General features: G+C 40.0%; 24 protein-coding genes. 12 read left to right on the top strand and 12 right to left on the bottom strand.

Annotation, left to right across the window (positions count from 1 at the left end; translation table 11 throughout):
• Nucleotides 1–5 precede the first annotated feature (5 nt).
• The 5 genes from lptE to E4S40_RS09935 all read right to left on the bottom strand — a co-directional run bounded on the left by lptE (nucleotide 6) and on the right by E4S40_RS09935 (nucleotide 5,276).
• Nucleotides 6–548, bottom strand: coding sequence for an LPS assembly lipoprotein LptE (gene lptE, locus E4S40_RS09955; protein ID WP_135073586.1), 543 nt, complete (start codon nucleotides 546–548; stop codon nucleotides 6–8).
• On the bottom strand, nucleotides 532–1,824 hold the full coding sequence (locus tag E4S40_RS09950) for a sigma-54 interaction domain-containing protein (RefSeq protein ID WP_135073584.1): 1,293 nt from the start codon (nucleotides 1,822–1,824) through the stop codon (nucleotides 532–534). Before E4S40_RS09950 ends, lptE begins: the two co-directional genes overlap by 17 nt.
• Nucleotides 1,821–3,299 (bottom strand): tRNA (N6-isopentenyl adenosine(37)-C2)-methylthiotransferase MiaB, encoded by a 1,479-nt coding sequence (gene miaB / locus E4S40_RS09945; protein ID WP_135073582.1) that lies wholly within the window; start codon nucleotides 3,297–3,299, stop codon nucleotides 1,821–1,823. The genes E4S40_RS09950 and miaB overlap by 4 nt, the downstream gene beginning before the upstream one ends.
• Before the next feature lie 81 nt (nucleotides 3,300–3,380).
• Nucleotides 3,381–4,484 (bottom strand): DNA polymerase IV, encoded by a 1,104-nt coding sequence (gene dinB, locus E4S40_RS09940; protein ID WP_135073580.1) that lies wholly within the window; start codon nucleotides 4,482–4,484, stop codon nucleotides 3,381–3,383.
• A gap of 69 nt (nucleotides 4,485–4,553) precedes the next feature.
• Complete coding sequence (locus E4S40_RS09935) at nucleotides 4,554–5,276, bottom strand: YceI family protein (protein ID WP_135073578.1); 723 nt, start codon at nucleotides 5,274–5,276, stop codon at nucleotides 4,554–4,556.
• 115 nt (nucleotides 5,277–5,391) lie between these two features.
• Here E4S40_RS09935 and E4S40_RS09930 point away from each other — a divergent pair, with 115 nt between their 5' ends.
• From E4S40_RS09930 to E4S40_RS09900, 7 genes are all read left to right on the top strand, one after another.
• Nucleotides 5,392–5,913 carry a gamma carbonic anhydrase family protein gene (locus E4S40_RS09930; protein WP_237563166.1) on the top strand — a complete coding sequence of 174 codons (522 nt, stop codon included), beginning with the start codon at nucleotides 5,392–5,394 and terminating at the stop codon, nucleotides 5,911–5,913.
• Between the two features lie 74 nt (nucleotides 5,914–5,987).
• Nucleotides 5,988–6,497, top strand: coding sequence for a hypothetical protein (locus E4S40_RS09925; RefSeq protein ID WP_135073576.1), 510 nt, complete (start codon nucleotides 5,988–5,990; stop codon nucleotides 6,495–6,497).
• 110 nt (nucleotides 6,498–6,607) lie between these two features.
• Nucleotides 6,608–7,321: an esterase family protein gene (locus tag E4S40_RS09920; protein ID WP_135073574.1), complete on the top strand. Its 714-nt coding sequence runs from the start codon at nucleotides 6,608–6,610 to the stop codon at nucleotides 7,319–7,321.
• Nucleotides 7,322–7,342: 21 nt separating this feature from the next.
• A complete protein-coding gene (locus E4S40_RS09915; RefSeq protein ID WP_135073572.1) occupies nucleotides 7,343–8,299 on the top strand; it encodes an ATP-grasp domain-containing protein in 957 nt (318 codons plus the stop codon).
• Nucleotides 8,300–8,317: 18 nt separating this feature from the next.
• Nucleotides 8,318–9,436 carry a carboxylate-amine ligase gene (locus tag E4S40_RS09910; protein WP_237563165.1) on the top strand — a complete coding sequence of 373 codons (1,119 nt, stop codon included), beginning with the start codon at nucleotides 8,318–8,320 and terminating at the stop codon, nucleotides 9,434–9,436.
• Nucleotides 9,437–9,509: 73 nt separating this feature from the next.
• A complete protein-coding gene (locus tag E4S40_RS09905) occupies nucleotides 9,510–10,307 on the top strand; it encodes a type 1 glutamine amidotransferase (RefSeq protein ID WP_135074442.1) in 798 nt (265 codons plus the stop codon).
• Between the two features lie 5 nt (nucleotides 10,308–10,312).
• On the top strand, nucleotides 10,313–11,503 hold the full coding sequence (locus E4S40_RS09900; protein ID WP_135073570.1) for a hypothetical protein: 1,191 nt from the start codon (nucleotides 10,313–10,315) through the stop codon (nucleotides 11,501–11,503).
• Nucleotides 11,504–11,553: 50 nt separating this feature from the next.
• Here the strand turns inward: E4S40_RS09900 and pyrE are convergent, their stop codons facing one another.
• On the bottom strand, nucleotides 11,554–12,198 hold the full coding sequence (gene pyrE, locus E4S40_RS09895) for an orotate phosphoribosyltransferase (RefSeq protein ID WP_290426999.1): 645 nt from the start codon (nucleotides 12,196–12,198) through the stop codon (nucleotides 11,554–11,556).
• A 106-nt stretch (nucleotides 12,199–12,304) separates the two neighbouring features.
• Here pyrE and E4S40_RS09890 point away from each other — a divergent pair, with 106 nt between their 5' ends.
• Nucleotides 12,305–13,033, top strand: coding sequence for an NUDIX hydrolase (locus E4S40_RS09890; protein WP_135073568.1), 729 nt, complete (start codon nucleotides 12,305–12,307; stop codon nucleotides 13,031–13,033).
• Here E4S40_RS09890 and coaD read toward each other — a convergent pair.
• Genes coaD through E4S40_RS09870 form a run of 4 tightly spaced genes read right to left on the bottom strand, consistent with a single transcriptional unit; the run spans nucleotide 13,005 to nucleotide 15,436 of the window.
• Complete coding sequence (gene coaD / locus E4S40_RS09885) at nucleotides 13,005–13,460, bottom strand: pantetheine-phosphate adenylyltransferase (RefSeq protein ID WP_135073566.1); 456 nt, start codon at nucleotides 13,458–13,460, stop codon at nucleotides 13,005–13,007. The genes E4S40_RS09890 and coaD overlap by 29 nt on opposite strands.
• A gap of 2 nt (nucleotides 13,461–13,462) precedes the next feature.
• The gene (locus E4S40_RS09880) at nucleotides 13,463–14,269 is read right to left on the bottom strand and encodes a DUF3822 family protein (RefSeq protein ID WP_161971791.1); all 807 of its coding nucleotides are present in this window, start codon (nucleotides 14,267–14,269) and stop codon (nucleotides 13,463–13,465) included.
• 23 nt (nucleotides 14,270–14,292) lie between these two features.
• Nucleotides 14,293–14,874, bottom strand: coding sequence for a hypothetical protein (locus E4S40_RS09875; RefSeq protein WP_135073562.1), 582 nt, complete (start codon nucleotides 14,872–14,874; stop codon nucleotides 14,293–14,295).
• Nucleotides 14,875–14,926: 52 nt separating this feature from the next.
• Nucleotides 14,927–15,436: an NUDIX domain-containing protein gene (locus E4S40_RS09870; RefSeq protein WP_135073560.1), complete on the bottom strand. Its 510-nt coding sequence runs from the start codon at nucleotides 15,434–15,436 to the stop codon at nucleotides 14,927–14,929.
• A 14-nt stretch (nucleotides 15,437–15,450) separates the two neighbouring features.
• Here E4S40_RS09870 and E4S40_RS09865 point away from each other — a divergent pair, with 14 nt between their 5' ends.
• From E4S40_RS09865 to E4S40_RS09850, 4 genes are all read left to right on the top strand, one after another.
• Nucleotides 15,451–16,875, top strand: a complete 1,425-nt coding sequence (locus E4S40_RS09865; protein ID WP_135073558.1) for an ATP-dependent DNA helicase — start codon at nucleotides 15,451–15,453, stop codon at nucleotides 16,873–16,875.
• A gap of 87 nt (nucleotides 16,876–16,962) precedes the next feature.
• Entirely contained in the window at nucleotides 16,963–17,352 is a 390-nt protein-coding gene (locus E4S40_RS09860; RefSeq protein ID WP_135073556.1) for a DUF1573 domain-containing protein, read from the top strand.
• A 175-nt stretch (nucleotides 17,353–17,527) separates the two neighbouring features.
• A complete protein-coding gene (locus E4S40_RS09855) occupies nucleotides 17,528–19,273 on the top strand; it encodes an ABC transporter ATP-binding protein (protein WP_135073555.1) in 1,746 nt (581 codons plus the stop codon).
• Nucleotides 19,274–19,363: 90 nt separating this feature from the next.
• A complete protein-coding gene (locus E4S40_RS09850; protein ID WP_135073553.1) occupies nucleotides 19,364–19,882 on the top strand; it encodes a UpxY family transcription antiterminator in 519 nt (172 codons plus the stop codon).
• Between the two features lie 9 nt (nucleotides 19,883–19,891).
• Here the strand turns inward: E4S40_RS09850 and E4S40_RS09845 are convergent, their stop codons facing one another.
• On the bottom strand, nucleotides 19,892–20,596 hold the full coding sequence (locus E4S40_RS09845) for a hypothetical protein (protein ID WP_135073552.1): 705 nt from the start codon (nucleotides 20,594–20,596) through the stop codon (nucleotides 19,892–19,894).
• 120 nt (nucleotides 20,597–20,716) lie between these two features.
• Nucleotides 20,717–20,902, bottom strand: a complete 186-nt coding sequence (gene xseB / locus E4S40_RS09840) for an exodeoxyribonuclease VII small subunit (protein ID WP_135073550.1) — start codon at nucleotides 20,900–20,902, stop codon at nucleotides 20,717–20,719.

Raw genomic sequence — 20,902 nt, 5'->3', positions numbered from 1 at the left:
GGATTTTACCAATTTGCCACCGTAGCTGTGAAAATATCTTGAATGATATTCTTGAAAATTTCCTCAATTAAGCGGTCCTCGACATCTAGAAGGGTAGTGGTTCGTGGATCATAATCCTGGAAAAAGGAGAAGCTTTGTTTTAAATTTTCCTCCTCATTGGTTTGATTGATGTATTCTACTTCTACTGAAATCGTCAGCCGCATCTGACCGGCTCGGTCGGGTAAATTAGGATTTCCACTAGATACGACAGCCTGAGGAGTCAAAGTATAGCGCTTGATAGCTCCGGCAAATTGTAAATCCCCATTTGTCCGAACCAATTCCAATTGGGTGTTTCGCTGATAAAATTCTTTTAGGGATTCCGTGAATCTTTGCTCCATATTGGCAGGACCACCTCCCGAATCATTGAAAAAGTTTTCTACCGAAAAAGTTTGAACCTCTTCATAGTTAATATTGGTACCTGTAAAGCTGTAGCTTACCGAACAGCTATTCAATAACAAACCCAAAACTACTATCAGTAGAAACGTGAAAAATCTATTGATCAATGCCATATTGTTTGATCTTTCTGTAAAGGGTTCGCTCGGAAATTCCTAAATCATTGGCAGCATATTTCCGCTTGTTATTATGCTTACGAAGTGCCTTGACAATCATTTCCTTCTCCTTTTTTTCTAAAGAAAGGGAATTGTCATCTTCTTCATGCATGATGTCTTCGATTGCCTCATCTTCATATTCAGGCGCACTTCCATTGCTGCTTTTTTGAGAATCCAAAACCAAAGGTAATGGATAGCTTGGACTGCTTTCTTTCGGTTCTTTCACCGGAATTCCCGTGTCCATATCCTCAAAAAGTTCACTGTGCTTTTGGATGATGCTTTGGCTTAAGCCACCACTTTTGTAAGTGTCTAAGACCAATTTTTTCAACTCATTCATGTCCTTTTTCATGTCAAAAAGGACTTTGTAAAGGAGATCACGCTCAGAAAAATCCATGGATTCACCACCTTGCGTTCCGGTAGGAATCGGCATAGGAAGCCTACTGTTATCTGTTGGCAAATACTTGGAAAGTGTCTGGGCGTTTACCTCTCCTTCCTGCTCCAAAAGTGAAACCTGCTCGGCAATATTTTTTAATTGTCTAATATTCCCAGGGAATGGATAGCGCATCAACAAAGCCTGTGCATCAGGATCTAAGGAAATCGGTTTTACTCGGTATTTTTCAGAAAAATCTGAGGTGAATTTTCGGAATAGCAGGACTACATCTTCGCCTCTCTCCCGGAGGGGAGGTACGAAAATGGGAACTGTATTCAATCGATAATACAAATCCTCGCGAAATTTCCCCTTTTCTACTGCCCGAATTAAATTGACATTGGTTGCGGCGATTACACGGACATTGGTTTTTTGGACTTTAGAAGAACCTACCTTAATGAATTCCCCATTTTCTAGCACTCGAAGAAGGCGTGCTTGAGTTCCCAAAGGCATTTCTCCGATTTCATCTAGGAAAATTGATCCTCCATCTGTTACTTCAAAATACCCTTTCCGGGCTTCGTGAGCGCCCGTAAAAGAGCCTTTTTCGTGTCCAAAAAGCTCTGAATCTATGGTTCCTTCAGGTATCGCTCCACAGTTAATGGCGATGAATTTGCCGTGTTTTCGAAGGGAAAGGGAATGGATGATTTTGGAAAAACTTTCCTTTCCACTTCCACTTTCACCTGTAATCAAAACGGTCATATCGGTAGGTGCAGCTTGCATCGCAACTTGAATCGCATGATTCAGAAGCGGGCTGTTTCCTATGATACCGAACCGCTGCTTGACACTTTGTATTTCTGAAGGAGTGATCATGCTAAGGCTGGATTAATTTCTAGAACTTCCCCAAATAGGGTAGCAGCAGTGCAATCCTTGATTTTTACTTTCACATAATCTCCGATTTTCAATCCTTCTGAAGGTACGATGACCACCTTGTTGGCAGAATTTCGTCCTTTCAATTCGAATTCTGATTTTTTGGAGGTTCCTTCGATCAAGATGATTTGCTCTTGTCCAATATCCAGTTTATTACGCTCTAGAGAAAGCTGGGTTTGCTTTTCGATGATTTCATTTAGCCTGCGTTTTTTGACATCCAAAGGAATATCATCTGTATATTTTTTGGCTGCCAAAGTTCCCGGACGCTCTGAATAGTAGAACATGTAGGAGAAGTCATATTTGACAATATCCATCAAAGTCAAAGTGTCCTTGTGTTCTTCTTCAGTTTCTGTACAGAAACCGGCAATCATATCGGAAGAAATCCCGCACTCTTCTCCTAAGATCTCACGAATGGCTTTTACTCGATCGAGATACCATTCCCGGTCGTAGGTTCTGTTCATCAATTCCAAAACCCGAGAGTTTCCTGATTGTACAGGAAGGTGAATATACTTACAGATGTTGTCATATTTTTTCATGGTGTAAAGCACCTCATCTGTAATATCTTTTGGGTGGGAGGTAGAAAATCGTACTCGTAGCAAAGGATTCACCTGAGCTACCATTTCCAGCAAATTCGCAAAGTTTACTACTTCACTAACCTCTTCCTCTTTCTTATTCAATCTAGCTTTATTGTTTTCCTCAGGGGACCATTTATAGGAGTCTACATTTTGACCCAAAAGCGTCACTTCCCTGTATCCTCTTTCGAATAAATCCCTTGCTTCAGCTACGATGGAATGAGGATCACGGCTTCTTTCCCTACCTCTGGTGAAAGGAACCACACAGAAAGAACACATATTGTCGCATCCCCTCATGATGGAGATAAATGCGGTAACTCCATTAGAATTAAGTCGTACTGGAGCGATGTCTGCGTAAGTTTCTTCTCTGGAAAGGAAAGTATTAACTCCTTTTCGCCCATCTTCCGCAGCATTCACAAGATTTGGAAGATCGCGATAAGCGTCAGGTCCTACGACTACGTCGACGATTTTTTCCTCTTCCAAAAGTTTATCTTTCAATCGTTCTGCCATGCAGCCCAAGACGCCAATGGTCATTTCTGGCTTATTCTTTTTGACAGCATTAAAATGGTTCAGGCGATTTCGGACGGTTTGTTCCGCCTTTTCCCTGATGGAACAGGTATTCAAAAAAACCACGTCTGCTTGCTGGAAATCGGCGGTTGTATCATAACCGTTTTCCTTCATGATGGAAGCTACTATTTCCGAATCCGAAAAATTCATCTGGCAGCCGTAGCTTTCGATATATATCTTTTTGGTTTTTCCGGTGTTTTCCTCAGGGGTGGTTTTATAATCTACCGCCTGCGCTTCCTCTCCAGAAATAATATCAATGTCTTTGATCAGTTGATCCATTTAATTTGATTTTTTCAGGATGCGAAATTACTAAAAATCGGACAAAATGGCAGGGATTATTCAGTTTATTCTTAGCTATTTTCAGGAATGCTCAAATGGAATCCTCAACTGCTCCCCAAAATGAATTTGCTCTTCGGTGATGTTCAAGTTAGAAAGTCCTAATCCAAGCAGCCGGACAGGTTTTGGGACTTCTTCTTGGTTTAAAAGTTCAAGGCCTACTTCCCAGATGGTTTCATCATTTGGATATTGTTCCAACGTTTTACTACGTGTTTGGATTGTAAAATCGGAATATTTGATTTTTAAGGTGATGGTCCTGCCTTTGATACCCGTTTTCTTTACCCTTCGAATGACTTCTTCGAATATAGGATGGAGATTTTCTTCCAAATCTATGGGAGTGATCAGGTCTTTTTCAAAGGTGTTTTCTGCGCTTAAAGATTTTCGGATACGGTTAGGCTGAACTTCAGAAAGGTGGATTCCCCGAACGATGTTATAGTAGTGCAAACCGGATTTTCCGAATTTTTTTGTCAAGAACTGCAGGGAATATTCTTTGAGATCTCTTCCATTGAAGATCCCGAGTTTTTCCATCTTTTCAGCAGTCACTTTTCCGATTCCAAAAAATTTCCGGATGGGTAGTTTCTCCAAAAAAGCCTCTGCATCTTGAGGCAAAATGACCGCCTGCCCATTAGGTTTATTCAGATCCGAAGCGGTTTTTGCAAGAAATTTATTGTAAGAAACTCCTGCAGAAGCGTTTAAGCCTGTTTTCTCTTTGATTTTAGCACGAATCTGTCGAGCTATTAAGATGGCAGATTTAAGACCTTTTTTATTTTCAGTTACATCTAAAAACGCTTCATCTAAAGAGAGAGGTTCCACTAAATCGGTGTACTCGTAGAATATTTCCCGGATTTGATTTGAGAGCTCTTTGTAGCGATCAAATCGGGGTCTTGCAAAAATTAATTGGGGACATTTTCTGGCTGCTAAGACGGAGGACATGGCCGAGTGAATGCCAAATTTCCTGGCTTCATAACTTGCCGCAGCTACTACTCCTCGGGCTGCATTTCCCCCAACTACCAGGGGTTTTCCTTGCCATTTCGGATGATCCAATTGCTCCACGGAGGCGTAAAATGCATCCATGTCTACATGAATGATTTTTCGGGTTTTGGCTTCGGAATGTGAATTGGAATCCATGACTAACCAATATAAAACAGAAAAGGGAATTCCTGAGAATTCCCCTTCTATTCGTTGGTTTAGTAGGTATTAGTTAGCTTTTACATCCAGTTGCAAAGAAACAGTGTTATAGATGAACTGGTCTTTTGCTTTGTCAACTGCATTAGCTTCGTCTCCGTAAGAAAGACCCCATGCAGTTCTGTCGATGTTGAATCCAGCCTTAGCAGTTACGATTCCATTTTCGATAGAAACAGCAGCAGGGAACTTGATGTTTTTGGTGGTTCCTCTCATGGTCAAGTTACCGCTGATCCAATGAGTAGGAGCTTCAGGAGTAAGTTCGCTGTTGGAAGCAGGAGTGAATTCTGTTAAAAATTCTTCTTTGTCAGTAATCACATCTTCAGCATTGAATACTTCCACACCGGTGATTTCAAAAGTAGCAGTTGGGTGATTTTCAGCGTCAAAGAAATCAGGGGACTGAAGGTGACCCCAAAGCTTTCCGTAGTTTTCAGATCCTTCTTCCAAGTCTTCAATCTTCAATCCTGTGATATCAAAGGTGAAAGAACCACCAGTGATTTCCTCTCCATTGACAGAAAGAGTGCCTGTGGTAGCAGGGATTTTACCAAAGTGCTTTCCTGCTGGCTTGTATCCTGCCCAAGAAATAGTAGTGGCATTTGGATCCAAGGTAAGTGTTTGACCAGTAGCCTGAGCTACTTCTTGCGCTTCAGTAGTTTCAACTGTTTCGCTTGGCGCACCACAAGCAACCATCAAAAGGGTTGCAGCTACAAATAGGCCTGATTTAGCAATAAATTTCATAGTTGTTTTAGATTTAGTTTCCTAATTAATGTATAGACACAGAACGCAAATTTCTATAAAAAGTTTATAAGTCAGAAAAAAAATTAAAATTTGTTTTTCACAAATCATTGCAAGTATGAAAGAGGCCTTAACCATGGAAATAAACGGTAAAAAACCAGTTTTTGGAGAGTCTTGTTGGCTGGCTCCAAATGCCACGGTCGTAGGAGATGTGGTGATGGGGGATGATTGTACCGTTTGGTTCAATGCCGTAATCCGAGGAGATGTCAATGAGATTCGAATAGGTAACCAAACCAATATCCAAGATGGAGCAGTCATTCATTGTACTTACAAGAAAGCGGGAACTTACATAGGTAATCAAGTATCCATCGCACATAATGCGATTGTACATGGTTGTACCATCCACGACCGGGTTTTAATTGGTATGGGAGCGATTGTGATGGATGGAGCAGTGGTTCATTCAGGAGCAGTAATAGCTGCAGGTGCGGTGGTTTTGGCGAATACTGTAGTAGAGCCGAATTCTATCTATGCAGGGATGCCTGCGAAAAAAGTCAAGGATATTGGGCCAGAAATGGAAGAAGTGATTCTCCGGACAGCAAGAAATTATCCCATGTATTCAAAATGGTTTCAAGGAAAATAGATTTCTTGAAACCTTGGCTTTCCTAAGTCGTTGACTTTTAGTAAATTCGTAACCGTTTTTCAACTCATTTTTTTATGAAAGCTATTGTTGATTTTGTCTCAGACAAGAAGATTTTGATTGCTCTATTTTTCCTATTAGTAGCGCTCAATCTCTCTCTTTCATTCTTTATGCCAAAGGATCACGCTTTGGATTTGAAGTTTGCCTATACGTTTTCAGAAGCCTACCAATCTCTTTCCGAAATGGATTTGGATACCAGAAAATTCTATCGGTTTGGAATTTGGGCATTGGATTTTCCATACATGATAGTGTATAGTTTGTTTTTTGCAGGAATCCTTTATCGTTTTTGGAGATCTCAAACTTTGATTACCCTTCCTTTTTTGGTGGCAGCTTTCGATTTGTTTGAAAACTTGATAGTGCTAAGAATTTTAAAATTGTTCCCCGAACCCAACCGGCTTTTGACACTTCTCGCTTCCGGCTTTACAACCCTTAAATGGTTAACTGTAGGTGTGATGGTTTTAGTGTTAATTGTGGGAGTTTGGAGGTATTATTTTTCAGGAAAGATTTCGACTTCTTCCTCCTCTTGAGGAACTATCCAATTTTTATTTCCAACTACTGAAAATATAAGCTTTGCATTTCAAGATATTTTGAATAGTTTTTCTTTTGCTTACCGAATAGGAAGCATTTCAAAAATTTTATGAAAGAGGAATATTTTAAATGGTACTCTCCCCATCTACAGCGGGATGTGCAAATGTTGGTATTTGGTCATGCAGGTTATCCCGTCGTGGTTTTTCCTACTTCCAAGGGTTCTTTCCATGAAAATAAGGATATGGGCTTGATAGGCTCAGCGCATTGGTATATCGAGCAAGGATTAATTCAGATTTATTGCCCTGAGAGTAATGATGCGCAAAGCTTTTACAATAAAAATGTTCATCCTCATCAGCGAATCCAAAATCATGTAGCTTATGACAAAATGATTTGCCATGAGTTGGTTGAGCGGATTCGGCTAAATACCTCCATGGCAAAGGTTGTCGTAGCAGGCTGCAGCTTTGGAGGGTATCATGCCGCCAATTTTGCCTTTCGACATCCTGGCTATGTCAGTCATATGTTTTCCATGTCAGGTGCCTTTGATATAAGAAGTTTTATGGATGGCTACTCTCATGATGACATTTATTACAACAGCCCTTTGGAATATCTCCCGGGGTTAAATGATCATGAACTATGGAAAATGGATATCGTTTTGGGTACTTCCAACTGGGATATTTGCTACGATGCCAATTTAAAATTATCCCATGTCCTCAATCAAAAACAAGTACCGCATTGGTTGGACGTTCGCCAAAATCGTGTGCATGATTGGGATGTTTGGAAGGAGATGTTCCCCCATTATTTAAGTAGAATTAAGTTTGATTAGATATTTTAATTGTATTCAAAAATGAAAAAGATCGGAATACTTTTCGGTATGGAAGACACCTTTCCTCAGGCTTTTATTGACCGGGTAAATCAAAAAGCAGGAAAGGGAATCGTAGCGGAAGCGGTGAAAATTGATAAAGTCATCCAAAATCAATTGACAGAATATGCAGTGATTATCGACCGAATATCACAGGATGTTCCTTTTTATCGCGCCTATTTAAAAAATGCTGCTTTGACTGGAACTGCGGTAATCAATAACCCTTTTTGGTGGAGTGCTGATGATAAGTTTTTTAATAACTGTCTGGCCGATCAGCTGGGAGTTCCTTTACCAAAAACAGTCATCCTTCCATCAGCCGAGCATCCGACGGATACGACTTCTAAATCCTTTCGAAATCTAGTTGCTCCTTTGGATTGGGAAGGGATTTTCGATTACATAGGATTCCCTGCTTATATGAAACCTTATGCAGGTGGAGGCTGGAAGAATGTTTATAGACTCGAAAACAAAGAGGAGTTTTTCCAAAAACATCCCGAAACCGGCCAATTGGTCATGTTGCTTCAGGAAGAAATTGTCTTTGATGAATATTTCAGAGTGTATTGCTTGGGTGGAAAGGCCGTTCGAATCATGGAATATGAACCTCGAAATCCTCACCACCTTCGATATGTGGTAGATAGGGCTCCGGCTTCCAAAAAGCTTTTGGCAAAAGTAAAGGAATACACCCTGACGCTTTGCAAGGGATTGGGCTATGATTTCAATACCGTCGAGTTTGCGGTTCGAGATGGGATACCTTATGCGATAGATTTTGGAAATCCCGCTCCTGATGCGGATGTGAATTCTGTTGGTCAGGAGAATTTCGAATGGGTAGTAGAAGAAGCTGCAAATATGGCAATTCGCTACGCAAAAGCTCAAAAGCCAGGAAAAATGAATTTGACCTGGGGAACATTTATGAGAGGTGCGGTAGAAGCAACCAATCGTTTTTAGGATAATAATTCACTTTTTATGTGCGCAGTCATCAAGAAATTGCCTCAATTTACGATTGGGGTAGAGGAGGAATATCAGATCATTGATCCGACGACTCGGGATCTACGATCGCATATGTCCAAAATAGTAGATGGGGGAAAAATTCAGCTTCGGGAGCAGGTTAAAGCCGAAATGCACCAATCGGTGGTGGAGGTGGGGACAAATATTTGTCAAAATGTCCAAGAAGCTCGTAAAGAAGTTGCCTTTTTACGAAATAAGATTTCTGAGCTTGCAGCCCAACAAGGGTTGATTGTTGGAGCTTCCAGTACTCATCCTTTCTCCAAATGGCAGGATCAGGAGATTACAGATGATCCCCGATATCATACCATTGTAGATGAATTGAAGGATATTGCGCGTTCCAATCTTATTTTTGGCCTGCATGTCCATGTCGGGATAGAGAGCAGAGAAGTGGCATTGCAAGTTATGAATCAGGCCTGCTATTTTCTCCCCCATATCTATGCTCTAACTACCAATTCACCTTTTTGGGAAGGAAGAAATACCGGATTTAAAGCCTTCAGAGCAAAGATTTTCGCGAAGTTTCCCCGCACAGGATTGCCAGAGTACTTCGATTCTGTTCAATCTTATGATAATTTTTTGGAGACTCTGGTGAAGACAAATTGCATCGATAATCCAAAGAAAATCTGGTGGGATCTTCGCATGCATCCATTCTTCAGCACAATTGAATTTCGAATTTGTGATATGTGCCTGACGGTAGAGGAGACCATTTGTATCGTGGCCTTGATTCAGGCAGTTGTTGCTAAGTTGTATAAATTGATCATGAACAACATCTCGTATAATGTCTACCGAATAGCACTGATTAGAGAGAATAAATTCCGTGCAGCTCGAAATGGAATTGAAGGGAAATTGATCGACTTTGGAAAAAAACAAGAAGTCCCGACAGTGGATTTAATTATGGAGCTTTTGGAATTTATAGATGATGTAGTAGACGAATTAGGAAGCCGGGAAGAAGTTAATTATGTGCATCAGATTTTAAAGAACGGAACTGGTGCTGATCAGCAATTAAAAGTTTTCGAGGAGACCCAAGATTTGACCAAAGTTGTCGATTTTATCACCAGTAAATTTACCGAAGGGATTTAAGGAATTCCCGTACCTTTGAGGCCTAAAATCAGTCGTTGTGGGAAAGTCTAAGATTCAGTTGGCCATATTGGATATGTATGATGGGGAGCCTAATCAAGGAATGCGCTGCATTCAGGATATTTTGGGCAGATTTCATCATGATATTTCCTATAAGGTTTTTGATGTCAGGGGCAAATCAGAGCTCCCGGAAGTTACTGATTTTGACCTCTATATTTCTACTGGAGGACCTGGTAATCCTCTTGAAGGAAATGGAGATTGGGATATCAAATACTTTGATTTTTTGGACCAAATCTGGATTTGGAATCAAAACCATTCAGTTAAGAAATATTTGCTGTTGATTTGTCATTCTTTTCAAATGGCATGTAAGCATTTTGGGCTAGGGGAAATTACCAAACGTAAATCAACCTCCTTCGGAGTGATGACAATTCACAAAACCTCTGATGGAATGGTTGATCCACTTTTCCAAAATCTAGATAATCCTTTTTGGGCAGTAGATAGCCGGGATTATCAAGTTGTTCAGCCTCATAAGCGAAAATTCAACCTTTTGGGGGCAAAAATTATTGCCTTGGAAAAAATCAGAAACCATGTGGAGTATGAACGGGCAATCATGGGGATTCGATTCACCAATGAAATTGTTGGTACACAATTCCATCCAGAAGCAGATCCTGTTTCTTTTTTGGCACATTTGAAAAAACATGAAGTTCGAGATAAAATCATCGAATTAAAGGGCAAGGCTAAATTCCGAACCATGTTGGAAGATTTGGTGGATGAGGATAAAATTTATCGGACTAATGAGGAGTTGATTCCTAATTTTCTCCGGCAAAGTGTCAATCATGTTCGAAGTCAAAAAAAGTCTAAAGCTTTGATTTAGTTGTTATGATATCATCTGTCCGCGAGCAATTTAATGCTGCTTTTTCGCAGGAAAAATATCAAGAGCTTTTACAGAGTATTCAAAAGGATTTTGATTTTCTTCCTGCATTCCGGATTGCCGAAACACCTTTTTTTATTTCAGATAGACTTAAATCCCAACTTTTAGAAGCCTGTGAGGAATTGATTTCTTTTCTAAAAAGGCCGGATTTTAAACAACTGACTCAACGAGCACTTGATCTGAATACAGAGGTGCCAAATGAGGATTCGCATTCCCAATTTTTGGCAATTGACTTTGGGATTTGTGAAGAAGACGGAGTTTTATTACCCAAATTAATTGAAGTCCAAGGTTTCCCTACGGTTTTTAATTTTCAGTATAATCTATTCCAAAAGCTTCGGTCTGTTTATCCTTTCTTGGAAAATTTCACCCCTTATCTTAATGGGTATGAGGAGAAGAATTATTTGGAATTACTCAAAAGGACAATTTTAGGGAAATACAAACCAGAAGAAGTGGTGCTTTTGGAAATTGAACCTGAAAATCAAAACACCAAGATCGATTTCTATTATTGTCGACGTGACTTAGGAATTCCTGTTTGCTGTATAACAGAGATTGAAAAAGAAGGAAAAAAATTGTTTTACAGGGATTCTAAAGGAAATAAAATTCAGATTAGGCGAATTTATAATCGAGTGATTTTCGATGAGCTGAATTCTCGACCTGATTTGAAAATGAATTTTAGCTTTTTGGATGATTTGGATGTGGAATGGGCCGGACATCCCAATTGGTACACCCGGGTTTCCAAATTCATTCTACCTTATTTGAATAGTCCTTACTTTATTGATACTACCTTAATGAGTGAATTGAAAGAAGTTCCTCAGGATTTGGAAAATTATGTGCTCAAATCACTTTTTTCTTTCTCGGGAGCTGGAGTGATTTTTAATGTGAAGCCTTCTGATATTGAGAATTTGAAGTATCCGGATCAATTTATACTTCAGAAAAAGGTGAATTATGCACCCGTGATTCAAGCTCCAAATGGAGGTGTTAAAGTGGAGGTTCGAATTTTTGCTCTTTGGCCGGAAGAGGATGAGTCACCAACTTTGTTGGGGAACTTAGCCAGATTAAGTCGAGGAGAAATGATCGGAGTGAAGTATAACAAAGACAAGGACTGGGTGGGGGCTTCCATTGGTCTCTTCCAGAAGTAACTCTTTAATTTCTAAACATAAAAAAAGCCGAGATTCTCGGCTTTAATTTTTTAAGGATTCCATTGGGAAGGATTTTCCCGCCAGACTTCTAGTGATTTTAGAGCTTCGTCATCGATATATTTTTTCTGAACGGCTCGTGGAAGTAATGCCTCATAATGGGAAAGAACAGCTAAACGTACGCCAGCTTTTTCGAAATTTTCATCTGCAATAGGAAAACCATAACTAAAGATGGCTACCATCCCCAAAACCTCAAATCCTGCTTTTCGAAGATCTTCTACAGCTTTTAAGGAACTTCCTCCCGTAGATACCAAATCTTCTACAACGACTACTTTTTGCCCTTTTACGATTTTACCTTCGATCATATTTTCCATACCATGACCTTTTGGTTTGGAGCGAACATAGAGAAATGGAAGTTCTAGCTCGTTAGCCAAAAGAGCTCCTTGAGGAATTCCTGCTGTGGCAACACCAGCGATGGCCTCTACTTCGGGGAAGCAGTGTTGGATGGCACGGGTCAAAGAGTCGCGGATCAGATTTCTGACTTTCGGAAAAGATAGAGAAAGTCTATTGTCGCAATAAATCGGTGATTTCCATCCTGAAGCCCACGTGAAAGGTTGCTTGGGTTGTAGTCTTATTGCTTCGATTTGGAGTAGTTGATCAGCTACTTCAGCAGCGATTTCTGAGGATATGATTTCCATATCTCAAAAATAAGGGATAGGCTCCATCTTCTTATTGGAGTGGGGGAAAATTTTATGCATTTTTGACACAATCCTGACCAAACTCATAAATAGAAAATAGCTCTCCATGCGAATTTTTATCAACGATAAGCCTTTGGATCTGATCAGCTATGATGAATTACCGAAGACCAAAGAGTTTGATAGTGTTTTCAAAGACCCAAATGAATTACCGCCGGCTTCGGAATGGATCGATGATTTGTTATTTCACGAGCCTTCTTTTGATTTAGTGATTCGGATTCTCTATCAGTTACGAACCAGAAAGTTACGGGAACTGGATTCGATAACTTTGGTAACAAATTCCAAAAAGGAACTTCGTGATTTTATCAAGAGCCGGTTTTTTATCATTAAAGCGGCTGGTGGAGTAGTGATGAAGGATGAGCAAGTTCTATTGATCCATCGCCTGGGGAAATGGGATTTTCCTAAAGGGAAGTTTGATAAAGGGGAGACGCCAGCCTCTTGCGCAGTCCGTGAAGTAGAAGAGGAGTGCGCTATTGAGGTACGCTTAGGAAAGCATATCTGTAATACCTGGCATACTTATATGCAAGACCGAAAAAGTATCTTGAAGAAGACCTATTGGTACGCCATGGACTGTACCAATGATCGAAAAATGGCTCCTCAGTTAGAAGAAGGAATCGATGATATTCGGTGGTTCAGAGTTCCTGAAGCTAAGACTGCATTAATCAATTCTTACCCTTCTATGCGATGGTTATTTAAGCAGGTCTTAAAATCTTATTTTAACCCTGCGGATAGGCAAAAAACAAAGAAAATTAAATCGGGTAAGGAAGAAACTCGTTGACATCTCCTCCATATCGATGAACCTCTCGGATAACGGTGGAGCTAATTGCAGCGTATTGAGGGGAAGTGATTAGAAACACGGTTTCCAAATCCTCATTTAAATACCGGTTCATCTGAGAAATGGTGTTTTCGTATTCAAAATCCGTGGTATTTCTCAGGCCTCGAATCAAAAAGCCTGCTCCATGTTTTTTGGCAAGTGTGGAGGTAAGCTCATTGTAAACAATCACTTTGACTCTGGAATTATCAGCGTAAACTGATTCGATTTTTCCAACCATCATGTCGATGTCAAAGTACCTGTTCTTTTTGGTGGAATTATAGCCGATTCCAATAATCACCTCATCGAATAAATTCAAACTTCGCTCCACGATGTCGTGATGCCCCATGGTAAAAGGGTCAAAGGTCCCTGGGAAAATGGCTACTTTTTTCATGCTTATAGATATTGCCATGAAACTTCAAACAGACCAAGGTCTTTGATTCGTTTGAACCCATGCGAATAATTTTGATTGGCGTGCGGAGTTAAAATCCGGACATGATGAAAATACTCTTTTGCCCAATCCTCTGTGATGGAAGACTTTTGGGGAAGTCCATAAATCGTGACTCTGACATGCTTGGCAGAATATTTCATCTGTTTGATCATTATCAGGATGTACTTTAGAAAATCCTCATCTGAAGGAATATCAAACATGTTAAATGCGCTTAGCTCTTGATCTGTAAATGCAGCTAAGTACATTTTTCTTCCGAAGATATTAACCAAGATCTCCTGTCCGATCAGATTAAATCGCTCCTTGAATAAATAGGAGAGGAAAGAGCAAGCTCCATGATAAAAACTGATTTCAGAAAATCGAGCCTGAAGAGATTTCTTGAGCTTTTCGTCAACAAATGAAACGATCTGGAGATTATTGCTATCCAATGGAGTGTGGAAAAAATGGGCTTGGGGAGGTAAATCCTGTACAAACTCCAAGTATTTTCTTTCATTCTCCGGAGCAAATAAAACTCCTGGCACCAAACTGAATCCAGGTTGATGTACATAAACTCTTACCGGTACATCATTTTTCAAGAGTGGATCGGAGATAATGAGTTTATCCAATTTATCCCACTCAAAATCTGGGTAAAAATGAATTCCGGTATTCGCTTGATTTTGGTCTTTGGCAAAGACCGCTAAAAATTCGGGATATAAAAAAAGTGATAAGCTCGCCGTGTCTTCCACATCAAACTTATCACTCTTAAAAACTTTCAAAGTGGTTTCCAAAATTGCTTGGATTATTTCCAGTTACCTTCAGTAGAAGCGTCAGTTCTGGATCCTACTCGCAATGCTTTTTCGTTATTATTCAATCTTCTTTCAGGGTTGATTGGAGCTGGGTCACGGATCTCAAATACGTTAACCTCATAGCTGTTTCGCTCAATTTTGTCTGCGAAGAATTCGAATACTTTACCTCCTGAACCTGGAACAACGGCTAAAGCCTCCAAATTGAAGTCAGGATATTTTCTTTCGTTGAATAGGGAATCAATCACTGGAACAGAACCCAAGGTGTCGAAAGTAACAGTCGTCTCTTCCTTACCATAATCCAACAATTTGGTGGTTTCAGTTCGCTGGATCAACCAGATTTCACCTTCTTGAATAAATGTTTTCAAGCTGTCCCATGTAGAGGCATATTTTCCATTGGAAGCTTCATAAGCTAGTTGAGCATCTCGAAGCATTTGAAGTTTTTCGATAATAGCTGCTTCGATAAGTGCGATTCTTTTTTCTTCTTCAACTACGTCGTCAACTCCTTTCCATAGGAGATATCCGAGACCTAATGCTGCTAGCAAGAAGACGAAGGAAAGTACTTTGGTTAGATTCATTTTAGTTAGAATTTTAAAATCTAGGTAAGGTTGATGGTGTTTTTAAACCGTGCTATTTTAGGTATTTATTTTCAAAATTAAAATATCCTTTCCACAATCCTATATCTTCAAAGGAATTAATTGCCCAAAATACCTGATGAAGGGATTTTTTAGGAATTTTTTGGATTTGCGGTAAGCTTAGCCATTGGATATCGGTGATTATTTGCTGTAATCCTTCCAATTCCGGGTCATGACCTAATGTCAATTCCCCTCCTTGAAGGTTTACTTTGAAGAATAATTCAATGGCATGAAGGGGAGGTTCGAGAAATTCATGAACAAACAAAAAGTCCCCTACTGAAATTTCCAATCCGGTTTCTTCCATGAATTCCCGCTTCAAGTTGGAACCGGCATCTGAACCAAACCGCATTCCACCTCCCGGTACAGACCAAAATTCCTGCTGATCCCCCATTAAGTGTCTAACCATTAATAGCCGATCATCTTGAATTAAAATTCCATTTACCCGTGTCCGGAGTCGATTTCCGAATTTTGATTCGATTTGCTTCCCGATTTTGTCTGTTGTCATGTACCTTCGTCTCTATGGGTAAAGATACTCAGGCAGATTTAAAGCCTTCCCGGTTTTTTTCAAAATATTTCCCCTTTGAGCCAACTAAAGGGCAAGCCCAGTTTTTCCAAAAAATGGATGATTTTCTGCTGCTTCCTGAAAAGGAAAAGCCCACGTTTGTCTTGAGAGGGTATGCAGGTACCGGAAAAACGAGCCTTATTTCTGCATTGGTAAAAGTGTTGCCCCATTTCAATATGAGGTCTTTGTTGCTTGCTCCCACAGGTAGAGCAGCAAAAGTTATGAGTAATTATAGTAATCGATCTGCTTTTACCATTCATAAGATTATTTACAAGCCCAAGGAGGAAGTGTCTGGGATGGGTATGGGTTTTATACTTCAAAAAAACTATTTCAAAGACACCTTATTTATTGTCGATGAATCATCCATGCTTTCAGATGATGGGGGGATGTCCGGTAATTTATTGGGGGATTTAATTCGCTTTATTTTTAGTGGAACTGGAAATCGGTTGTTGTTGGTGGGTGATACTGCTCAGCTGCCTCCTGTGGGGAGCACATATAGTCCTGCTTTGGAATCGGGCTACTTATTGCGTCAGTTTAGGCTTTCAGCAGATCAGTTGGAATTAACGGAGGTGATGCGTCAACGGGTAGAATCCGGGATTTTATTCAATGCCACCCAACTTCGTCAGTTACTTCAAGTTGATAATCCTTCAATAAAACTCCGAACTTCTGGTTTTCCGGATATTTATCGGATGACTGGGGAGCGATTGGAGGACGGTCTCCGGTATGCATATGATAAATATGGAGCGGAAAATACGGTGATAGTTACTCGGTCGAATAAGAATGCGGTGCAATATAATCAGTACATCCGTAGGATGATCCATTTTTATGAAAATGAAATCGATACGGGTGATCTTCTGATGATTGTTAAAAATAATTATACCTACATGGCTGATTCGGATCGGGTTAGTTTTTTGGCCAATGGTGATATGGTTGAAATTATGAAAATCCGAAGTTTTGAAGAGTTGTACGGATTCCGTTTTGCCACACTTGAACTGCGTTTGTTGGATTATCCTGACGAACCTCAATTTGAGGCAAAAGTATTGTTGGATACCTTATATTCTCCATCTCCGTCATTAACCAGAGAACAATACAGAAGCTTGTATGATCAGGTTTCTATGGATTATGAGGATGTTGCCAATAAAAATGAGCGAATGGAATTGATCCGGAAAGATCCTTATCTCAATGCCTTACAAATCAAATTTGCCTATGCCCTTACTTGCCATAAAGCTCAAGGGGGGCAATGGGATGCGGTTTTTGTAGATCAAGGTTATCTTCCAGATGAGCAAATCGACCGTGATTACATACGCTGGCTATATACTGCAGTCACAAGGGCAAAGGAAGAATTGTATCTTTTGAACTTTCAATCCGTATTCTTTGCTTAAGAGTTAAAAGCTAGATTCAGAACCTTGGTCTGAATTTTGAATGAGTTATTGAAAATTGAATATTTGAAATATTAAACCTACCATACCATGAAAAAACTAGGAATATTATTAAGCGCTTTGATTGTATTAGTAGCCTTTCAGGCTCAAGCACAATCAGGACCTGTACTCACTTTCAAAGAAAAATCTATCGATTTTGGAGATATCGTTCAAGGCGCAAAGGTCTCCCACACCTTTGAATTCACCAATACTGGCGATGCTCCTTTAGTAATTTCTAACGTGGCTGCTACTTGTGGCTGTACAGTTCCTAGCTGGCCAAAAGAGCCAGTTGCTCCAGGAAGTACAGCAAAAATTGAAGTTTCCTTCAATTCAGCAGGAAAAATGGGTAAGCAAAACTCAGTGGTGAGGATTTACTCCAATGCTTCTGAACCGATTGAAAAAGTATCCTTGATTTCAAACGTATTACCACGTACAAAATAAAAATTGACGAACTCTAATTCGAAAGCTGTCTCCTGATCGAGGCAGCTTTTTTTGTTTTTAAATTCAATTTGAAGTTTTCCTCCAATAAAAGGGGAGGATTTAAATAGATACTATTTCAAAGAATTAATCTGAATTTGAACTAGAATTTCCATCTCTAGGTTACTTTTCCACTCTTATGAAAAAACAACATGAAAAAAAGGTCAGCATCCAAAAGGTCTTTGTGACGATAGTTTGGCCAAGACGCAAGCAACTTTTATTAGGCTTGGTTTTAATTCTAATTAGCCGACTTTCAGGGTTGGTTTTGCCTGGGGCTAGTAAGTATTTGATTGATGATGTGATTCCTTCCAGTGATTTGAATTTACTTAAGTGGCTGATCTTGATAGTTGTTGCAGCAATTGTAATTCAATCTGTCACATCCTATGCTTTGACACAGATTTTGTCAGTTGAAGCTCAGAATTTGATTGCTAAGCTCCGCTCACAAGTTCAAAGTCACATCATCCGCCTACCTATTCGGTTTTTTGATAATACCAAAACAGGGGAATTAGTGTCCCGAATCATGAGCGATGTGGAAGGGGTTCGGAATTTGGTAGGAACTGGCTTTGCACAGATGATAGGTGGCGTACTGACAGCAGTTATTTCCCTGGTTTTGTTGATCAGTATTTCCCCAATGATGACACTTTATGTACTGGTTCCAGTCGCTGTTTTTGGTTTAGTTTCCTTGAAGGCTTTCGGAAAAATTAGGCCTATTTTCCGTGAAAGAGGAAAAATCAATGCTCAAGTGACAGGCAGGTTGACCGAAACTTTGGGTGGAATTCGAGTAATCAAAGGCTTCAATGCAGAAGCCCAAGAAATTAAAACTTTCGAAAAAGGAGTGGATCAACTTTTTCAAAATGTCAAAGCAAGTTTGACTGCCACCTCTTTTGTGACCTCAGCAGGAACTTTGCTATTGGGGCTTGCCTCTGCAGGGATTATGGGGATTGGCGGTTGGATGATTATGGAAGGTAAAATGACCTTTGGAGACTTTTTGGCATTTACCCTGTATCTGGGTTTTATGATTGCTCCGATTGTTCAGATGTCCAATATCGGTTCTCAATTGACCGAAGCTTTTGCTGGTTTAGACCGTACCGAGGAAATCATGAATGCTCCGCTTGAATCGGATGATAAAAAGCGAACTATTGAGTTGAAAGAATTCCGGGGAGATATTCGATTTGATCAAGTTTCATTTGCTTATGAAGAAGGAAAGGAAGTGGTCCAAGAAGTGAGTTTTGAAGCTCCTGCAGGTTCAGTTACTGCATTGGTAGGAACTTCTGGTTCAGGGAAGACAACCATTGCTGGGTTAGCCGCCAGTTTTCTGTCGCCAGATTCGGGTAAAATCACTTTGGATGGGAATGATTTAAATAAAATCACTTTGGAATCGTATCGATCCCGATTAGGGGTAGTTCTCCAGGATGATTTTCTTTTTGAGGGAACAATTCGCGAAAACATTCTTTTTCCAAGACCAGATGCCACAGAGGAGCAGCTACTTGCAGCAGTAAAAGCTGCGCATGTGGGTGAGTTTACAGATCGATTTGAAGATGGATTAGATACCTTGATTGGAGAGAGAGGTGTGAAGCTATCAGGCGGTCAGCGACAGCGAATTGCCATTGCTAGGGCTATTTTGGCTGACCCGAAGATCCTGATTTTGGATGAGGCTACTTCTAATTTGGATACGGAGTCGGAGACTTTGATTCAGGCTAGTTTGAAGGAATTAATGAAGGGAAGGACGACTTTCGTTATTGCTCATAGATTGAGTACTATTAGACAGGCTGATCAGATTTTGGTGATCGAGCAGGGAAGAATAGTTGAGCGGGGTAAGCATGAAGATTTGATTTCAATACAAGGAAGGTATTTTCAATTGTATACCTATCAAGCAAGAATCTAATTGTGGTTATTTGATTCATTTCGACAGCTAATCCTTCGATGAGGAGTGGAGGATTTTGTATTTTTGTAAACCCAAAAGAAAACGGAAGAGATGACTGAATTGAAATGGTATGTGATGTACACGGCATCACGCTCTGAGAAGAAAGTAGCTACCAGATTAAGAGAAAAAGGATGGGAAGTTTATTTGCCACTTGTTACTGAACTTCGGCAATGGTCAGATCGAAAGAAAAAAGTGGAACGACCTCTTTTCAATGGTTATGTCTTTGTTAAAACGCATCGAAATCAACTTTGGGAATGTCTTCAAGTTCCCGGTTCCGTGAAGTTCGTTCATTTTTCAGGCAATCATGCGACGGTTCGGGAAGAGGATTTGGACAAAATCCGACGAGTAGTAGAAACGGGTGTTGCTGTGGAAACCGATGGGGGAGAGATCGAACCAGGGGAACAAGTTCAGGTAATGGGTGGCCCGCTTCAAAATATGGTCGGGGAATGTATAGAGAAGGGAAACAAGGATTATTTCGTGATTCGAATCCCTGGAATCTATCAAAATATGCTCATTAATATTCCTAGGAAGTACCTGCAAGTGCTTCCCAAGAGAGAGACAGCAAGTTAGAAACTTGATTTATTCCAAGTCCTTTGGCCTGAAATATCGTCTGAATACGATTTGAGCTTGGAAAAGATGATCACCAAATCGGTTAAAACCCACATTTCCATCTAGATTGTCTGAAAAAGTCCATAACATGGTGCCTTCGCCGGCAATGTCTGAATAAGGACCAATGCTATAGCTCAAGCCTGCCCGAACGGGAACATAACCTGTTGTGATTTGATGCTTGGTGGGAGTTTCTTCTGGGCTAAACGATTTGGTTTTTTCAGTCATCACATGCATAATTCCTAATCCAACTCCTCCATAAATATTGAAGCGAGACCGGTGCATATGGTTGGAAAAAGGGATGAGGTTAATGCTTGGAATTACATCAAAATAATAGGCAGGGCCTTTTGCTGTAAAGGAGGCAAAATTTGCATACCACATATCACGGATTTGCGTACTAGGATCTCCACCACTACTGATAAACTGCACCCCCAAAGTAGCCCTAAGGTCTAATGCAGGAGTCATTTTTTTTGTAAGCGAAGCCGAAATAGCAGGTTTGATTTCAAAATTTAAATCTCGGTATTGACCTCCATTGTCAAGATAGGCAAAGGAAGGACCTATACCGATGGAGAAGATATTGTCTCGTGAAATTCGCTCCCGATAAAAGTTCTGAGCTTTTGCCAATACAGGAAAAGTCAAAAAGAATACTAACGCTGAAAATTTTATAATAGAACTCATGGAAATCAACCCCTTAGGTGAGATTTGAACGCTTGTGAAGTTGACAACAAATGTGCCAACGCTTGATTTACAAAGGTTTAAACTTTAATCCTTTTGGATTATTGTGGAAGAAAAGAAATTTTATCCTTGCTCTTCATCAAAAGCTTTTTGAATTTCTTCTTCTGTGTTTTTGAGTTTTTCCTTGCAGAATTTGACTAGGTCTGCAGCTTCTTTTACCAAGTCCGAAAGTTCATCTACACTTTTCTTTCCCTCTTCCAATTGACTAAGAATGAGTTCAAGTCGTTCTATAGCTTCGTTGTATTTCAT

The organism is Algoriphagus kandeliae (genome assembly GCF_004571135.1).
In the GTDB taxonomy this organism is placed as follows: Bacteria; Bacteroidota; Bacteroidia; order Cytophagales; family Cyclobacteriaceae; genus Algoriphagus; species Algoriphagus kandeliae.
Note: the sequence above shows the minus strand (reverse complement) of the source record. Positions and strands in the feature narration are given on the sequence as shown.

Excerpts from the sequence above, each read along its gene's own strand:
- lptE (WP_135073586.1), bottom strand. The coding sequence starts at position 548 with ATGGCATTGATCAATAGATTTTTCACGTTTCTACTGATAGTAGTTTTG.
- E4S40_RS09950 (WP_135073584.1), bottom strand. The coding sequence starts at position 1,824 with ATGATCACTCCTTCAGAAATACAAAGTGTCAAGCAGCGGTTCGGTATC.
- miaB (WP_135073582.1), bottom strand. The coding sequence starts at position 3,299 with ATGGATCAACTGATCAAAGACATTGATATTATTTCTGGAGAGGAAGCG.
- dinB (WP_135073580.1), bottom strand. The coding sequence starts at position 4,484 with ATGGATTCCAATTCACATTCCGAAGCCAAAACCCGAAAAATCATTCAT.
- E4S40_RS09935 (WP_135073578.1), bottom strand. The coding sequence starts at position 5,276 with ATGAAATTTATTGCTAAATCAGGCCTATTTGTAGCTGCAACCCTTTTG.
- E4S40_RS09930 (WP_237563166.1), top strand. The coding sequence starts at position 5,392 with ATGAAAGAGGCCTTAACCATGGAAATAAACGGTAAAAAACCAGTTTTT.
- E4S40_RS09925 (WP_135073576.1), top strand. The coding sequence starts at position 5,988 with ATGAAAGCTATTGTTGATTTTGTCTCAGACAAGAAGATTTTGATTGCT.
- E4S40_RS09920 (WP_135073574.1), top strand. The coding sequence starts at position 6,608 with ATGAAAGAGGAATATTTTAAATGGTACTCTCCCCATCTACAGCGGGAT.
- E4S40_RS09915 (WP_135073572.1), top strand. The coding sequence starts at position 7,343 with ATGAAAAAGATCGGAATACTTTTCGGTATGGAAGACACCTTTCCTCAG.
- E4S40_RS09910 (WP_237563165.1), top strand. The coding sequence starts at position 8,318 with ATGTGCGCAGTCATCAAGAAATTGCCTCAATTTACGATTGGGGTAGAG.
- E4S40_RS09905 (WP_135074442.1), top strand. The coding sequence starts at position 9,510 with ATGTATGATGGGGAGCCTAATCAAGGAATGCGCTGCATTCAGGATATT.
- E4S40_RS09900 (WP_135073570.1), top strand. The coding sequence starts at position 10,313 with ATGATATCATCTGTCCGCGAGCAATTTAATGCTGCTTTTTCGCAGGAA.
- pyrE (WP_290426999.1), bottom strand. The coding sequence starts at position 12,198 with ATGGAAATCATATCCTCAGAAATCGCTGCTGAAGTAGCTGATCAACTA.
- E4S40_RS09890 (WP_135073568.1), top strand. The coding sequence starts at position 12,305 with ATGCGAATTTTTATCAACGATAAGCCTTTGGATCTGATCAGCTATGAT.
- coaD (WP_135073566.1), bottom strand. The coding sequence starts at position 13,460 with ATGAAAAAAGTAGCCATTTTCCCAGGGACCTTTGACCCTTTTACCATG.
- E4S40_RS09875 (WP_135073562.1), bottom strand. The coding sequence starts at position 14,874 with ATGAATCTAACCAAAGTACTTTCCTTCGTCTTCTTGCTAGCAGCATTA.
- E4S40_RS09870 (WP_135073560.1), bottom strand. The coding sequence starts at position 15,436 with ATGACAACAGACAAAATCGGGAAGCAAATCGAATCAAAATTCGGAAAT.
- E4S40_RS09865 (WP_135073558.1), top strand. The coding sequence starts at position 15,451 with ATGGGTAAAGATACTCAGGCAGATTTAAAGCCTTCCCGGTTTTTTTCA.
- E4S40_RS09860 (WP_135073556.1), top strand. The coding sequence starts at position 16,963 with ATGAAAAAACTAGGAATATTATTAAGCGCTTTGATTGTATTAGTAGCC.
- E4S40_RS09855 (WP_135073555.1), top strand. The coding sequence starts at position 17,528 with ATGAAAAAACAACATGAAAAAAAGGTCAGCATCCAAAAGGTCTTTGTG.
- E4S40_RS09850 (WP_135073553.1), top strand. The coding sequence starts at position 19,364 with ATGACTGAATTGAAATGGTATGTGATGTACACGGCATCACGCTCTGAG.
- E4S40_RS09845 (WP_135073552.1), bottom strand. The coding sequence starts at position 20,596 with ATGAGTTCTATTATAAAATTTTCAGCGTTAGTATTCTTTTTGACTTTT.
- xseB (WP_135073550.1), bottom strand. The coding sequence starts at position 20,902 with ATGAAATACAACGAAGCTATAGAACGACTTGAACTCATTCTTAGTCAA.